This is a genomic window from Streptomyces viridochromogenes (genome assembly GCF_001270495.1).
Classification (GTDB): Bacteria; Actinomycetota; Actinomycetes; order Streptomycetales; family Streptomycetaceae; genus Streptomyces; species Streptomyces viridochromogenes_A.
Window position 1 is genome coordinate 1 of the sequence record NZ_LGUR01000239.1, and the last position, 15017, is coordinate 15017.

General features: G+C 71.4%; 12 protein-coding genes. 9 read left to right on the forward strand and 3 right to left on the reverse strand.

What is annotated here, in order from left to right:
- Nucleotides 1–279: 279 nt before the first annotated feature.
- Nucleotides 280–1239, reverse strand: a complete 960-nt coding sequence (locus ADK36_RS36935) for a LysR family transcriptional regulator (protein ID WP_053200709.1) — start codon at nucleotides 1237–1239, stop codon at nucleotides 280–282.
- A gap of 136 nt (nucleotides 1240–1375) precedes the next feature.
- On the opposite strand from ADK36_RS36935, the gene ADK36_RS36940 reads away from it, so the two are divergent.
- On the forward strand, nucleotides 1376–2821 hold the full coding sequence (locus ADK36_RS36940; protein WP_048585869.1) for a glyceraldehyde-3-phosphate dehydrogenase: 1446 nt from the start codon (nucleotides 1376–1378) through the stop codon (nucleotides 2819–2821).
- An 87-nt stretch (nucleotides 2822–2908) separates the two neighbouring features.
- On the opposite strand, the gene ADK36_RS36945 is transcribed toward ADK36_RS36940, so the two are convergent.
- Together ADK36_RS36945 and ADK36_RS36950 are read right to left on the reverse strand one after the other, a co-directional pair.
- Nucleotides 2909–4549 carry a thiamine pyrophosphate-binding protein gene (locus tag ADK36_RS36945; protein WP_053200712.1) on the reverse strand — a complete coding sequence of 547 codons (1641 nt, stop codon included), beginning with the start codon at nucleotides 4547–4549 and terminating at the stop codon, nucleotides 2909–2911.
- Nucleotides 4546–5337, reverse strand: a complete 792-nt coding sequence (locus ADK36_RS36950; protein WP_048585871.1) for a cyclase family protein — start codon at nucleotides 5335–5337, stop codon at nucleotides 4546–4548. Before ADK36_RS36950 ends, ADK36_RS36945 begins: the two co-directional genes overlap by 4 nt.
- 176 nt (nucleotides 5338–5513) lie before the next feature.
- Between ADK36_RS36950 and ADK36_RS36955 the strand changes: the two genes are divergently transcribed.
- From ADK36_RS36955 to ADK36_RS36990, 8 genes are all read left to right on the forward strand, one after another.
- A complete protein-coding gene (locus tag ADK36_RS36955) occupies nucleotides 5514–6644 on the forward strand; it encodes a cellulose binding domain-containing protein (RefSeq protein ID WP_053200714.1) in 1131 nt (376 codons plus the stop codon).
- A gap of 35 nt (nucleotides 6645–6679) precedes the next feature.
- Nucleotides 6680–8311 (forward strand): cellulase family glycosylhydrolase, encoded by a 1632-nt coding sequence (locus tag ADK36_RS36960; protein WP_053200715.1) that lies wholly within the window; start codon nucleotides 6680–6682, stop codon nucleotides 8309–8311.
- 177 nt (nucleotides 8312–8488) lie between these two features.
- A complete protein-coding gene (locus ADK36_RS36965; protein WP_048585874.1) occupies nucleotides 8489–9532 on the forward strand; it encodes an ABC transporter substrate-binding protein in 1044 nt (347 codons plus the stop codon).
- 53 nt (nucleotides 9533–9585) lie between these two features.
- Nucleotides 9586–10590: a FecCD family ABC transporter permease gene (locus ADK36_RS36970; protein ID WP_053200717.1), complete on the forward strand. Its 1005-nt coding sequence runs from the start codon at nucleotides 9586–9588 to the stop codon at nucleotides 10588–10590.
- 2 nt (nucleotides 10591–10592) lie between these two features.
- Nucleotides 10593–11660 carry a FecCD family ABC transporter permease gene (locus ADK36_RS36975; RefSeq protein ID WP_048585900.1) on the forward strand — a complete coding sequence of 356 codons (1068 nt, stop codon included), beginning with the start codon at nucleotides 10593–10595 and terminating at the stop codon, nucleotides 11658–11660.
- A gap of 117 nt (nucleotides 11661–11777) precedes the next feature.
- On the forward strand, nucleotides 11778–12032 hold the full coding sequence (locus tag ADK36_RS36980) for an EF-hand domain-containing protein (RefSeq protein WP_048585901.1): 255 nt from the start codon (nucleotides 11778–11780) through the stop codon (nucleotides 12030–12032).
- 172 nt (nucleotides 12033–12204) lie between these two features.
- Nucleotides 12205–13563, forward strand: a complete 1359-nt coding sequence (locus ADK36_RS36985) for an MFS transporter (RefSeq protein WP_048585876.1) — start codon at nucleotides 12205–12207, stop codon at nucleotides 13561–13563.
- Nucleotides 13560–14996 carry an alpha/beta hydrolase family protein gene (locus ADK36_RS36990; RefSeq protein WP_234330024.1) on the forward strand — a complete coding sequence of 479 codons (1437 nt, stop codon included), beginning with the start codon at nucleotides 13560–13562 and terminating at the stop codon, nucleotides 14994–14996. Before ADK36_RS36985 ends, ADK36_RS36990 begins: the two co-directional genes overlap by 4 nt.
- Nucleotides 14997–15017 lie beyond the last annotated feature (21 nt).

The following is a 15017-nucleotide window of genomic DNA, read 5'->3' on the forward strand; positions in this document are numbered from 1 at the left end:
GTGGTGGGGGGCGGGGCGGTGCCGGCCGCGGGTGCCGCGAGCGCGGGCGTCGACAGCAGGCCGGCCAGGGTGACGCATGCGACGAGCGCGCCGGCCAGGTGTCTGGGCAGCACGAAGCGGTAGCGCATCTGGAGTCCTCCATGGATGGATGCGCCTCGATACGGGTGCTGAGGCGTGTGTGGACTGTCTCAGCGCTCGACTGCGCCAACAATGGCGTGTGACATAGCACATTGCGCCGACCGGTCATAATGCCCGAGTGGCCCCCTCGCCCCGGACCGGCTACGCCCCGCTCACGCTCCAGGTGCGGGCCGCCCACGTCCTCAAGTGAGGGGACTGGGCGACGAGTTCACGGTATGCGGCGGTTGCGGACTGGAGCAGTGCGTCGGCCGTCGCCTCGGCGACGGCGTCACGCCGCCAGGCCAGCACATAACGGCACCACAACGGCGTCCCGGTCAGCGGCTTGACGACGACCTGCGGGATCGGCCGCGTCGTCGCCTGTACGACCGCCACGCCGAGCCCGTCGGCGATCATCCCCTGCAACTCCAGTCGGTCGCCCAGGAATTCGTGCACCGCCGACGGCGTGAAGCCGGCCGCCGCGCAGGCCGTGTGGAAGACGCCGGGCCATCCGGCCCCGTCGTCCGGCGTCAGGAACCATGCCTCCTCGGCCAGGTCCGCGAGGGCGATCTGCGCCCGGTGCGCGAGCGGATGGCGGGACGGCAGGGCCACGAAGTTCGGCTCGGTGACGATGCCCCGGTGGGCCACCGCGTCCGAGTGCTCCAGCTCCCTGCCGGGGTAGTCCGCGGCGATGGCCGCGTCCACCGACCCCTCCTCCAGCAGTTCCACGATCCGTGAGGAGGCGTACACGCTGCTCACCGCGAGGGAGACGTCCGGCAGCCGGGCACGGAGCCCCGCCGTCATGCCCACGAGCATCGGCGAGTTCGTCGCCGCCACGCGCAGGGTCCGCCGCGCCGGCCTCGACCCGGGGGACCGGCGGCGTCCGATCGCGGCGGCACGGCCCAGGACGTCACGGGCCTGGGCGACCACCTCGACGCCGTACGGAGTCGGCCGCACCCCGGTCGGCCCGCGTTCGAACAGCGGCTCACCGAAGTGCCCTTCGATGCGCCGGAGTTGGGTGCTCACGGCGGGCTGCGAGTACCCGAGGTCCGCCGCGGCGCGGCCCACGCTCCCCGCGTCGGCGACCGCACACAGCACGCGCAGATGGCGCAGCTCCAGCTCCACCGATCACTCCCCCGCTCAGCATTCCCTACAAACAACCACGATATAGGTCATCTCGCCCCACCCGTGACCCCCCTGTGAAGGTCCGTCGTGCCGCATGGTTAGCATATGAGCGCCTCCTAGCTCGAAAGATAGGCCCGTGACTGTCAACGACGACTCGTTCACCAACTGGAAGAACCGCGAGGAGATCGCGGAGTCGATGATCCCGCTCATCGGGAAGCTGCACCGGGAGCGGGACGTCACCGTCCTCCTCCACAGCCGCTCCCTGGTGAACAAGTCGGTGGTCAGCATCCTGAAGACGCACCGGTTCGCCCGGCAGATCGCCGGTGAGGAGCTCTCGGTCACCGAGACGCTGCCGTTCCTCCAGGCGCTCACCGCGCTCGACCTCGGCCCGTCGCAGATCGACATCGGCATGCTGGCCGCGACGTACAAGAGCGACGACCGCGGTCTGTCCGTGGAGGCGTTCACCGCCGAGGCCGTCGCCGGGGCCACCGGCGCCAACAAGATCGAGGGCGGCGAGGGACGCGACGTCGTCCTCTACGGCTTCGGACGCATCGGCCGACTCGTCGCCCGCCTGCTGATCGAGAAGTCCGGCTCGGGCAACGGCCTGCGGCTGCGGGCCATCGTCGTACGCGGCGGCGGTGACCAGGACATCGTGAAGCGCGCCTCGCTGCTGCGCCGTGACTCCATCCACGGCCAGTTCCAGGGCACGATCACCGTCGACGAGGCCAACAGCACGATCAATGCCAACGGCAACGCGATCAAGGTGATCTACGCCAACGACCCGAGCGAGGTCGACTACACGGCGTACGGCATCAAGAACGCCATCCTCATCGACAACACCGGCAAGTGGCGCGACCGCGAGGGCCTGTCCACGCACCTGCGCCCCGGTATCGACAAGGTCGTCCTGACCGCGCCGGGCAAGGGCGACGTCCCGAACATCGTGCACGGCGTCAACCACGACACCCTCAAGCCGGACGAGCAGATCCTGTCCTGCGCGTCCTGCACCACGAACGCCATAGTCCCGCCGCTGAAGGCCATGGACGACGAGTACGGCGTCCTGCGCGGCCACGTGGAGACCGTCCACTCGTTCACCAACGACCAGAACCTGCTGGACAACTACCACAAGTCCGAGCGCCGCGGCCGCAGTGCGCCGCTCAACATGGTCATCACCGAGACCGGCGCCGCCTCGGCCGTCGCCAAGGCGCTGCCCGACCTCAAGGCGCGGATCACCGGCAGCTCGATCCGGGTCCCGGTGCCGGACGTCTCCATCGCGATCCTCAACCTCCAGCTCGCCCGCGAGACCAGCCGCGAGGAGGTCCTCGACCACCTGCGCGACGTGTCGCTGACCTCGCCGCTGCGCCGCCAGATCGACTTCATCACGGCCCCCGACGCGGTCTCCAGCGACTTCATCGGCTCGCGCCATGCCTCGATCGTCGACGCCGGCGCGCTGAAGGTGGAGGGCGACAACGCGATCCTGTACCTCTGGTACGACAACGAGTTCGGCTACTCCTGCCAGGTCATCCGCGTCGTCCAGCACGTCTCCGGGGTGGAGTACCCGACCTTCCCGGCACCGGCGGTCTGATCCCGCCCAGCCGTCGCTGACCCGTCTGCCGGCAATGCGGTGCCGACAGGCGGGTCGGCGTTCGGCCTGCACCCCTTCCTCCCCTGCTCAGTGGCCGCGGAACGCCTCCTCCAGCCACCAGGACCCGTGATCGGCGACCACCTTGGCGTCGATGAGCAGGGGCGCGGATCGCGGCCCGGCGACCCAGTCCGCCACGGCCTTCAGGTCGGCCCGCGTCCGCACGGTCACCGCCTCGAAGCCATAGCCCCGTCCCACGGCCGCGATGTCCGTCGGCGGGAAGCGCACCGTGTCGAGCGGGTGCCCGTCGGGGCCGAAGTGGTGCACCTCGGCGCCGTAGGCCTCGTCGTCGTACACGACGACCACCATGGGCAGCCCGAGCCGCCGTACGGTGTCCAGCTCCACGGCGCTCATCAGCGCACCGCCGTCCCCGAGCGCCGCCACGGGCAGACGGTCCGGCTGGGCCAGCGCCGCCCCGATCGTGGTCGCCAGGCCCAGCCCGATCGACTGGAACGCCTGCGTGAAGCAGAAGCCCTTCTCGTCCGGCACCGACAGGTAGGCGCTCGGGTAGCCCATGAAGTTCCCGGAGTCCACGCCGACCACCCGCGCCGCGGGCAGGATGTCGTCGAGCGCGATGCTCAGCGTCCGCGGGTCGATCCGCTCCCGGGTGCTCGTGTCCTCGTACGGCACGTCACGCAGGCGCACACGGGCGGCGAGGCCCGCGGCGACCTCCGGGGTCCGGTAGCCCTGCCGCGGTTCGTCATCCGCCTCGGACACCCGGCGCGCGGTGCGGCGGACGTCGCCCGTGACACCGAGGTGCACCGGACGGTGCACGCCGAGCGCCGACGAGTCGTCGTCGACCTGTACGACGGTGGCGTCGGCGCCGATCAGATGGCCGTGCCGCATGGTCCACATGTTGAGGGCGCAGCCCCAGCCGACGATCAGGTCCGCGCCCTGGATCAGTTCGGAGACCAGGGGCGAGGCGAAGCCGCCGGAGATGTCCAGGGACCAGGGGTTGCCGTGGAAGAGCCCGCGGGCGACGGCCGAGGTCGCCAGCAGCGCGCCGTGGCACTCGGCCAGCGCCTCCAGGGCTTCGCGGCACCCCTCCCCGCGTGCTCCGCGGCCGGCCACGAAGACGGGCCGCCGGGCCTGCCCGAGCAACCGGGACAACGCGGCCACCTCGTCCGCGTCCGGTTCGACCGCGGCCCGTCGCGGCGGTGGCGCCGCCTGGGCCAGAGCGCCGTCGGGCACCTCCAGCGCCTGCACCGGCAGGGGGAGGTTGAGCAGGACGGTACGCCGCTCCCGCACCGCCAGCCCGACCGCCGCACACGCCTGCCCGACCGCTTCCTCCGCCGACGTGACCCGAACCGCAACCGCGCCCACCGCACGGGCCAACGTCTCCTGGTCGACGTAGAAGTTGGACCTGGGCTCGGTCACCTCCGCCGCGAGCACGACGAGCGGCGTACGGCTCTTCGTCGCCTCCGCGATCCCGGTCATCGCGTTCGTCAGGCCGGGCCCCTGGTGCACGCTCACCACCGCGACCGTGCCGCTGGTCCGGGCGTACGCGTCGGCCATCGTCGCCGCGCCGCCCTCATGGCGGGCGGCGACGAATCGCGCCCCCGCCGCGACCATCGCGTTCGTGACGTGGAAGTTGCCCGACCCGACCACCCCGAAGACCTGGTCGACCCCGGCCGCGCACAGCGCCCGGCCCACCGCTTCCGCGACCTTCATGAGCGCTCCCTCTCCACCAGTGCCAGCACGCGGGCGGGGGCCCCGGAGCCGCTGACGATGGGCAGCGGTCCCGCGATGACGACGGAGCCGGTCGGCGGCAGCGCGGCGAGGTTCTGGAGCTGCGTCAGGCCGTACTTGTCACTGCCCATGAGGTAGGAGTGGCAGGGATAGGCGGGCTCGAAGGAGTGCGCGCGCCCGGCGTCCGTGCCCACCGTCTCGACGCCGAGGCCGATCACCGGCGACTCCTCGGCCACCCAGCGGGCGCACTCCGCCGACAGGCCGGGGGTGTGCGGGCCGTTCTCGTCGGCGTTGAGGAATGCCTCCTGATCGTGCGAGCGGGCGTCCCAGCCGGTGCGCAGCAACAGCCAACCGCCCTCGGGCAAGGGGCCGTTCTCCGCTTCCCATGCCTTCACATGGCCGACCTCGACCAGGAAGTCGGGGTCCTTGGCGACCTCGGCGCTGAAGTCCAGCACCGCCGCCGGCGCGATCAGCCTGCGGGCCGGCACCGAGGCCACGTCGGTGAGGTCCTTGCCGGTGACCCAGTGGTTCGGAGCGTCGAAGTGGGTGCCGGTGTGCTCGCCGCTGCGGAAGTTGTTCCAGTACCAGGCGGGGCCCCGGTCGTCGTACCGGCTGATCTCCTCCAGTTCGAAGGCGGCGCTCTGCCCGAACCGGGGCGGCAGCTGGATCACCGGTGTCGACGACGACAAGGGCGAGGTGAGGTCGACGACTTCGATCGATCCACCTCGCAACGCCGACACCAGCGCGGCAAGGACGGACGGCTCGGACATGGGCGCCTCCTTGAGGGGACCGTGCTCGGACTGACAGCATCTCAGTCCTGCCCCCCACCTCTTGACGCGTCAATGACAACAATGGCTTGATGTTTTGTGGGAGCGCTCCCACCCCGTGCGCGGAGCGCGACTGACAATTGCAGCCGCTGACGGACGCAGCCAGGGAAGGGAACACCATGCGCGGCACCCGCCACTTACCCTTGCGGATCATTCCGCTGCTCGCCCTGCTGGGCACCTTGCTCCTGCCCGTCGGCGTGACACTCGCACCGCGCGCCGCAGCCGCCCACACCGCCGCTCCGGCCGCGGCGACTCCCGCCGCGCCCGTACGCATCATGCCGCTCGGCGACTCCATCACCGGCTCGCCCGGCTGCTGGCGCGCACTGCTCTGGAACAGGCTCCGGAGCAGCGGCCATACGGACATCGACTTCGTCGGCACCCTCAGCCACCAGGGCTGCGCCCAGGCGCACGACGGTGACAACGAAGGCCACGGCGGCGAGTTGGTGACCAACGCGGCCGACCAGAACCTGCTTCCGGGTCGGCTGGCCTCCACGCTTCCGGACATCGTTGTCATGCACTTCGGTACGAACGATGTGTGGAGCAGCATCGCCCCCGACCGCATACTCGCCGCCTACACCAAGCTCGTTGAGCAGATGCGGGCCAGCAACCCGGACATGAAGGTCCTGGTCGCGCAGCTCATCCCCATGAACCCGAGCCAGTGCGCCGCCTGCGCCCGGCGCGTCGTCGACTTCAACGCGCGGATCCCCGACTGGGCCGGGGCGACGAGCACCGCCCGCTCCCCGGTCACCGTGGTCGACCAGTGGACGGGCTTCGACACGGCCACCGACACCTACGACGGCGTGCACCCCAGCGCCTCGGGCGACGAGAAGATCGCCGCCCGCTGGTATCCGGCCCTGGCCGCGCTCCTCGACGCGGACCCGGGGGATCCCGGAGACCCTGGTGATCCCGGCGACCCCGGCGACCCTCCCGCCTGCACCGCGTCGTTCCGTGCCGTCTCCTCCTGGCAGGGCGGCTACCAGGGGGAGGTGACGGTGACCAACGCGTCCGCCGCCACCGTCTCGGGCTGGACCGCGACGGTCGTACCGGCGGACGGGGCCCGCCTCACCCAGCTCTGGAACGGCACCCTCAGCACCGGCGCCGACGGCACCGCGACCGTCACCGACGTGTCGTGGAACGGCACGTTGGCGCCCGGCGCGAGCGCGCGCTTCGGATTCATCGCCAGTGCCCCGGCAACGGCCGGCGCTCCGTCGGCGACTGTCACGTGCACGGCGCGCGCCGCGTCCTCCTGACGCACCGTCACCCCATCCCACCCTACGGAGCCGCCATGAGATCCCGCACCCGCACCACCCCACGAGTGGCCGCCGTCGTGGCCGCCCTCCTGGGTCTGCTCGTCCCCTTGCTGTCCTTCGCCACACCTGCCCAGGCAGCCGCCACCGGCCTGCACATCCAGAACGGACGGCTGCTGGAGGCGTCCGGGAACGACTTCGTCATGCGTGGCGTCAACCACGCCCACACCTGGTACCCGGGCGAGACGCAGTCGCTGGCCGACGTCAAGGCGCTGGGTGCCAACACCGTCCGTGTCGTCCTCTCCGACGGTCACCGGTGGACCAGGAACAGCGCCGCGGACGTGGCCGCCGTCATCACGCAGTGCAAGGCCAACCGGCTCATCTGCGTGCTGGAGGTGCACGACACCACCGGCTACGGCGAGGAGGCCGCGGCCGGGACCCTCGACCACGCGGCCGACTACTGGATCGGCCTCAAGGACGTGCTCACCGGCCAGGAGAACTACGTCATCATCAACATCGGCAACGAGCCCTGGGGCAACACCAACCCCGCCGGCTGGACCGAGCCCACCACAGCGGCCGTCAAGAAGCTGCGCAACGCCGGATTCGCGCACACGATCATGGTCGACGCGCCCAACTGGGGCCAGGACTGGCAGGGCGTCATGCGCGCCAACGCCCAGACCGTGTACGACGCCGACCCCACCGGCAACCTGATCTTCTCGATCCACATGTACAGCGTCTACGACACCGCGCAGGAGATCACGGACTATCTGAACGCCTTCGTCAATGCCGGACTCCCTCTCCTCATAGGGGAGTTCGGAGGCCCGCCCGACCAGTACGGCGACCCGGACGAGGACACCATGATGGCCGTCGCCCAGCAGCTCCGGCTGGGCTACCTGGCCTGGTCCTGGAGCGGCAACACCGACCCGATCCTCGACCTGGCGATCGGCTTCGACCCCGCGCGGCTCAGCTCCTGGGGCGAGCGCGTCTTCCACGGCGTGAACGGCATCGCCGCCACGTCCGAGGAGGCCGACATCTACGCCTCCTCCGGCGGTGACACCACTCCCCCGACCGCCCCCGGGACACCGACCGCGTCCGCCGTGACGTCCTCGTCCGTCACCCTGAAGTGGGCCGCCGCCACCGACGCCAACGGTGTCACCGGCTACGACGTGGTCCGCGTCGGCAGCGGGACCGAGACCGCCGCCACCACGACGACCGGCACCTCCGCCACCGTCACCGGTCTCGCCCCGGAGACCTCCTACACCTTCGCCGTGTACGCGCGCGACGCCGCCGGCAACCGCTCGCCGCGCTCGGGCACGGTGGCCGTCACCACGTCGTCCGGCGGTTCGTCGGCGACATGCGGGGTCGCCTACCGGGTGACCAACGAATGGCCGGGCGGCTTCCAGGGCGAGGTCGTCATCCGCAACACCGGCAGTTCGGCGATCAACGGCTGGACACTGCGCTGGACCTTCCCGGACAGCCAGCGCGTCAGCAACCTGTGGGGCGGCACCGCGACGCAGAGCGGGGCCCAGGTGAGCGTCGCCTCCGCGTCGTACACGGCGACGATCGCCCCGGCCGGTTCGGTCACCCTGGGCTTCACGGCCACGAAGGGCGGCACGAACCCGAACCCCTCGGCCTTCACGCTCAACGACTCGGCCTGCTCGCCGGCCTGACGACCAGCCTGCCCTTCCTCGGCGTCCTGGCAGGTCAGGGCGCCGAGGACGGCACACGCCCGCATCACAGGACCGTGACAGGAACCACACAGACCCCGTGTGCGAGGCATGGAGAACATCTGGATAAGGTGAGGCTGGCCTAACGGCTGACCACTGTGCACCATGAGGGAGCCTGTCATGCTTCACCGGCGCCGCGGCACAGCCGCCGTCGCTCTCGCCGTCGCCGCCGCGCTGTCGCTCGCGGCCTGCGGCGGCTCCAACGACGGCGCGGACAACGCGGGTTCGCCGGCCGGAGCCGGCGACAAGAAGGACGTGGCCAAGGGCGGCAAGGACTTCGCCTCCGCCGCGAAGAAGACCGCCGAGATGGGCACGGACGCCCAGCCTGGCCAGTGGCCGCGCACCATCGAGCACGCCATGGGCGAGACCGTCCTCAAGTCCCAGCCCAAGCGGGTCGTCGTCCTGGACGTCGGCGAGCTGGACAACGTCGTCTCCCTCGGCGTCAAGCCGGTCGGCCTCGCCCCCACCGAGGGCTCCCCCGAACTGCCTTCCTATCTGAAGAAGGACGCCGGCACCCCGAAGAACGTCGGCACCATCAACAACCTCAACCTGGAGGCGATCGCCGGCCTCAAGCCGGACCTGATCCTCGGCAGCCAGCTGCGTGCCGCGGACAAGTACGACGAGCTGTCGCAGATCGCGCCCACCGTCTTCTCCATCCGTCCGGGCTTCACGTGGAAGGAGAACTACCTCCTCAACGCCGCGGCCCTGGACAAGACCGCCGAGGCCAAGGCGAAGCTCGCCGCGTACGACAAGAAGGTCGACGCACTCGACGCGAAGCTCGGCGCCGACAAGCCGACCGTGTCGATGGTGCGTTACCTGCCCGACGGGGTGATCCGGCTCTACGCCAACGCCTCTTTCATCGGCACCATCCTCAAGGACGCCGGCATCCCGCGCCCCAAGAACCAGGACATCGAGGACCTGGCCGCCGAGGTGAGCGCCGAGAACATCGACCAGGCCGACGCGGACTACATCTTCACCGGCGTGTACGGCGACGCGAAGGCCACCGACAAGTCCCGTGCGCAGGGCAACCCGCTGTGGAAGAACCTCAAGGCGGTCAAGGCCGGGCACGCGTACGACGTTCCGGACGAGACCTGGTACCTGGGTCTGGGCGTCACGGCGGCCGACGAGGTCCTCGGGGACCTGGAGAAGTACCTCACCAAGTAGGCGCGCGCGTCAGCAAGCAAGCGAAGCACAAGAGAAACAGCAGAAGGAACCGCATGTCCCGTGCCACCCGGCGTCGTGTCGCCTGGACGCTCGCGGGCGTGCTCCTGCTGCTCCTCGCCGTCCTGCTGAGCCTCGCCCTCGGCAGCCGGCAGATTCCCCCGGCCCAGGTGTTCGACGCCCTGCTGCACGGCGGCGACGGCGACGACGCGCAGATCGTGCGCGCGCTGCGCGTCCCCCGCACGGTCATCGGCGTGCTGGTCGGACTCGCCCTCGCGGTGGCCGGGGTGGTCATGCAGGGCATCACCCGCAACCCGATCGCCGAGCCCGGCGTCCTCGGCGTCAGCCAGGGCGCCTCGCTGGGGGTCGTCTGCGCGATCGCGTTCCTCGGGGTGCACTCGCCCGCCGGGTACATCTGGTTCGCGTTCGCCGGAGCGGGGATCGCCGCGGTGGCCGCGTACGCCGTGGCGGGCAGCGGACGCGGCGGCGCCTCGCCCGTCAAACTGGCGCTGGCCGGGGCCGCGATGAACGCCTTCATCGCCTCGGTGGTCTCCGCCATCGTCACGACCGACGCCCGCGCCCTGGACGAGTTCCGGTTCTGGGACGTCGGCTCGATCGCCGGCCGGGACGGCGAAGTCGTCGCGCGGACCTGGCCGTTCGTCCTCGTCGGGCTGCTGCTGGTCGCTGTGACGGCGCGGGGGCTGGACGCCCTGGCTCTCGGCGACGACGTGGCCAGGGGGCTGGGCCACCGGGTCGCGCTGCTGCGGGCCGTCGGCGCGCTCGCCGCGACCTTGCTGACCGGGGTCGCCGTCGCGGCCGCCGGTCCGATCGCGTTCATCGGACTCGCCGTCCCGCACATCGCGCGGGCTCTGGTCGGGGCCGACCACCGATGGGTGCTGGCCTTGTCGGCCCTGCTGGGTCCCGTGGTGATCCTGGTGTCGGACGTGCTCGGCCGGGTCGTCTTCGCGCCCTCGGAAGTGCCGGTGGCCGTGATGACCGCGTTGCTCGGCGTGCCCTTCCTGGTCGCGCTGGTACGGAGGAAGGCGACGGTGGCGGCGTGACCCTGCCTCTTGAACGAACCAGCCCCGCCCCACGGCGTCTTCGCCCCGCCGGGTACACCGTGGTCCGCGTGCGGGGCGGCAGTTTCCTGCTGCACCGCCGGGCGTGTGCCGTCGCGGTGCTGCTGGCCGCCGTACTCGCGGTGACGGTCGTGGTGTCCCTGTCCGTCGGCGAGTCGTACGTCTCCCCCACGGAGGTCGTGCGGGTACTGCTCGGCCGGCCGAGCCCCGACGAACTGGTCGTCGGCACCCTGCGCCTCCCCCGGCTGGTGACGGGTCTGCTGGTCGGCGCCGCGTTCGGCGTCTCCGGCGCGCTGATCCAGACCGTGGCCCGCAACTCCCTCGCCAGCCCGGACGTCATCGGCGTCACGCATGGCGCGGGCGCGGCGACGGTGACCGCGATGACGTTCGGGATCACGTCGTACGCCCTGCTGCCGTACGTGTCGGTGGCGGGCGGACTGTCGGCCGCCGCGCTCGTCTACGTCTTCGCCTGGCGGGGCGGGCTGCACGCCACGCGCTTCGTCCTCGTCGGGATCGGTGTCTCGATCGCGCTCGGCTCGCTGACCCGGTTGTTCCTCACCAAGGGCGACTACCTGGTGGCCCAGCAGGCCAAGGTGTGGCTGACCGGTTCGCTCAACGGCCGGGGCTACGACCAGGCCGCGCCCCTCGCCCTGGTCCTCGCCGTCCTGGTCCCGGCGCTGCTGTGGGCGGCGCACGCCCAGCGCATGGTGTCCCTGGACGACAGCACGGCGACCGCACTGGGCGTACGGCTCGGTCCGGTCCGGCTGGGTCTGACCGCACTCGGCGTGGTGCTGGCGTCGGTGGCGACCGGCGCCGCGGGACCGGTCGACTTCGTCGCGCTGCTCGCCCCGCAGATCGCCCACCGACTGACCCGCACCGCCCAGATTCCGCTGCTCTCCTCCGCGCTGACCGGCGCCGCGATCGTCGTCGTCGCGGACCTGCTCGCCCGCCGGCTGTTCTCGCCGGTCGAGCTGCCGGTGGGCGTGCTCACGGCGGCGGTCGGCGCGCCCTATCTGATGTGGCTGATCGCTCGCACCCGGCTCCGCCGGTGACGCGGGTGCGGTCATGAGTCCGTCGATGGAGGGAACCCGGAGGGGCGTGGGAGCGTTCTCTTCTGGTGACGGGGTACGTCGGCTCACCTGCCGACGACAGGAACGGGGATGAACACGATGAGTGACAAGGCCAGAAAGCTGTTCGAGGCGCTCGACCTCGACGAGAACGGGACGCTGACCCGCGTGGAGGTGATCAGCGCGCTGCGGTCGAAGGGCCCGTCGCTGGCCGCGTCGGGAGATCTGCCGCTCTGGGCCGTGGGAGACGAGGACGCCTCCTCCGCGCTCTTCGACGCCGCCGACCAGAACGGGGACGCGGTGCTGACCCTGGAGGAGTTCGCGGCGGTGGTGGACCGCCGTTTCGGCTGGAAGTGACACCGGTCTGACGCCCTGCCGGGGTGCGTGCCCCCTGCGGTTTTCTGATCTGCCCTGATCTGCCCGCTCTTGGCCGTGGCCGGACTTCGGCCCAATGTTGTGCACTTTCTTGACGACGGTCACCAGAGAGCCTACCTTCGCGGTGTCCTTCCCCCGGTCAAGGGAGACCGCGATGCCCTCGTCCCCCGTCGCATCACCGTCACCGTCCAGTCCCGAAAGCGCCCGGCAACTGCGCCGGGTCGCCCTCTCCGGGCTGCTCGGTACCGCCGTGGAGTTCTACGACTTCCTCGTCTACGGCACCGTCGCCGCCCTGGTCTTCGGCGAGCTGTTCTTCCCCGGCGCCGACCCCGCCGTCGGCACCATCGCCGCGTTCGGCACCTTCGCCGCCGGCTATGTCGCCCGCCCGCTCGGCGGCATCGTCTTCGGGCACTTCGGCGACCGGCTCGGCCGCAAGTCGATGCTGCTGCTCACCATGGGCCTGATGGGCGGCGCCAGCTTCCTCATCGGCCTGCTGCCCACGTACGACACGATCGGCGTCTGGGCGCCGGTCCTGCTGATCACGCTGCGCGTCGTCCAGGGCATCGCCATCGGCGGTGAATGGGGCGGCGCCACCCTGATGGTCGTCGAGCACGCCGGTGAGCGGCGCCGCGGCCTGTGGTCGAGCTTCACGCAGATGGGGGCCCCGCTCGGCTCCCTGCTCTCCTCGCTCGTCGTGACGTTCGTGGTCGCCATGCCCAGGGACCAGTTCACGGCCTGGGGCTGGCGCGTGCCGTTCCTGCTGAGCGTGGTGCTGCTCGGCGTCGGCCTCTTCGTCCGGCTCAAGGTCGTCGAGAGCCCGCTCTTCGCCGAGGTGAAGAAGGACCGCGCCGAGGCCCGGCTGCCCATCGTCGACGTACTGCGGCGCCCCCGCCCCCTGCTGCTGGCCTGCTGTGTCGGCATCGGCGCCTTCACCGCCCAGTCCCTGCTGACCAGTTACCTGATCGCCTACGCCACCGGCATCGGATACGCCCGCCCACAGGTCCTCACCGCGCTCACCGTCTCCGCCTGCGTCGCGCTGGTCGTCCTGCCCTGCGCCTCCGCGCTCTCCGACCGCGTCGGCCGCCGCCCGGTCGTCCTCGCCGGAGCCGTCGCCTCGGCCGCGCTCGCCTTCCCCGTCCTCGCCCTGGTCGACTCCAGGTCGCCCGGGCTGCTGATCCTCGCCGTCGTCCTCGGCCACGGCATCGCCCAGTCCATGATGTACGGCCCGCTGGGCGCCCTGCTCACCGAGATGTTCGGCACCCGGGTCCGCTACACCGGCGCCTCCCTCGGCTACCAGGGCGCCACCCTCATCGGCGCCGGCTTCTCCCCCATGATCGCCGGAAGCCTGGTGGCCGGCAGCGGCAACGGCACCCCCGTCGCCCTGCTGATCTGCGGAGGCTCCCTCATCACCGCCCTGACCGTCTGGTTCGTCCGCGAAACCAGCCGTACGTCCCTCTCCGGACCGACGACCGAAGGCACCGACGCCCCCCACGCCCAGGAGATCTCCGCATGACGGCCGACACCGCGACCCCCGAGGCGGAAGTACACCGGACCCGGACCCGCCGCCGGACCCGGACCCGAACGCGCACCGCCTGTGCGGCAGCCCTTCTGCTCGCCGCCACCGCGCTGCCCACCTCGGCCGCCGCCGCGGCGGACACGACCCACGTGGACGGCCGGCTCCCCTCGGGCGCCACGTACATGATGGACGTGCCCGCCCACTGGAACGGCACCGTCCTGCTCTTCAGCCACGGTTACGCGACCGGCCCGGCCAACCCCGCCCAGGTCGCCCCGGACGACGCCACGAAGGCCCTGCTCCTGCGGAACGGCTACGCCCTGATCGGCTCCTCGTACGCCACCACCGGCTGGGCGGTGACGGACGCGGTTCCCGACCAGCTCGCCACCCTGAACGCCTTCACCGAGCGCTTCGGGACGGCCTCCCGCACCATCGCGTGGGGGCGGTCGTACGGCGGGCTCGTCACCACCGCCATCGCCGAGCGCAGCCCGGACCGGATCGACGGTTCGATCTCGCTGTGCGGCCTGGTCCACGGCGGCATCGCCAACTGGAACAACACCCTCGATCCCGTCTTCGCCCTCAAGACGCTCCTCGCGCCCGGCTCCGACGTCCCCCTGGTGAACATCGCCGACCAGGCGGCCGCCGCCGACGCGGCCGACGCTCTGACCGCTGTGGTCGACTCGGCGCAGACGACCGCCGAGGGGCGGGCGCGTATCGCCCTCGCCGCCGCCCTGCACAACATCCCCGTCTGGAACCAGCCCACGCAGACCAGGCCCGCCGCGGCCGACTGGGACGCCCAGCAGGCCAACCAGTACGAGGCCGTCAAGGGGCTGCTGAAGGTCGCCGCGTTCAACCGGCGGCAGGAGTCCGAGGTCCGGGCGGGCGGCAACATGTCCTGGAACACCGGCGTCGACTACGCACGGCTGCTCGGCGGGTCGTCCGTCCGCAAGGAGGTCACCGAGCTGTACCGGAAGGCCGGGCTGTCCCTGCGCGCCGACCTCGCCACCCTGAACCGCGCCCCGCGGATCAGCGCCGACCCGGCCGCCGTGGACTGGATGAGCCGCACGAGCTCTTTCACGGGCAGGCTGACCAAGCCGCAGCTCTCCGTCCACACCATCGGTGACGCCCTCGTCCCCGTCCAGACGGAGAGCGCCCTGAAGCGGGCCGTCACCGCCGCCGGGTCGGCGCCGCTGCTGCGGCAGGCGTACACGGACAACGCCGGGCACTGCACCTTCAGCCCCGCCGAACAGCTCTCGGCCCTGCACACGCTGGAGGACCGCCTTACCACCGGCAGGTGGACCGGCACCGACCCGGAGTCCCTCAACTCCCGTGCCACGAAGGCCGATCCGACGACACCCACACGCTATGTGCCGTACCGCCCCACCGCGTATCCGCGGCCGTACGACCTTGCCCACCCCGCCGACCGGCGGTGACGGGGTACGACCGCCCACCGC

Bases quoted from the DNA above. Each gene is read 5' to 3' on its own strand.
- ADK36_RS36990 (WP_234330024.1), top strand. From the start codon at position 13,560: ATGACGGCCGACACCGCGACCCCCGAGGCGGAAGTACACCGGACCCGG.
- ADK36_RS36985 (WP_048585876.1), top strand. From the start codon at position 12,205: ATGCCCTCGTCCCCCGTCGCATCACCGTCACCGTCCAGTCCCGAAAGC.
- ADK36_RS36970 (WP_053200717.1), top strand. From the start codon at position 9,586: ATGTCCCGTGCCACCCGGCGTCGTGTCGCCTGGACGCTCGCGGGCGTG.
- ADK36_RS36950 (WP_048585871.1), bottom strand. From the start codon at position 5,337: ATGTCCGAGCCGTCCGTCCTTGCCGCGCTGGTGTCGGCGTTGCGAGGT.
- ADK36_RS36945 (WP_053200712.1), bottom strand. From the start codon at position 4,549: ATGAAGGTCGCGGAAGCGGTGGGCCGGGCGCTGTGCGCGGCCGGGGTC.
- ADK36_RS36960 (WP_053200715.1), top strand. From the start codon at position 6,680: ATGAGATCCCGCACCCGCACCACCCCACGAGTGGCCGCCGTCGTGGCC.
- ADK36_RS36965 (WP_048585874.1), top strand. From the start codon at position 8,489: ATGCTTCACCGGCGCCGCGGCACAGCCGCCGTCGCTCTCGCCGTCGCC.
- ADK36_RS36955 (WP_053200714.1), top strand. From the start codon at position 5,514: ATGCGCGGCACCCGCCACTTACCCTTGCGGATCATTCCGCTGCTCGCC.
- ADK36_RS36980 (WP_048585901.1), top strand. From the start codon at position 11,778: ATGAGTGACAAGGCCAGAAAGCTGTTCGAGGCGCTCGACCTCGACGAG.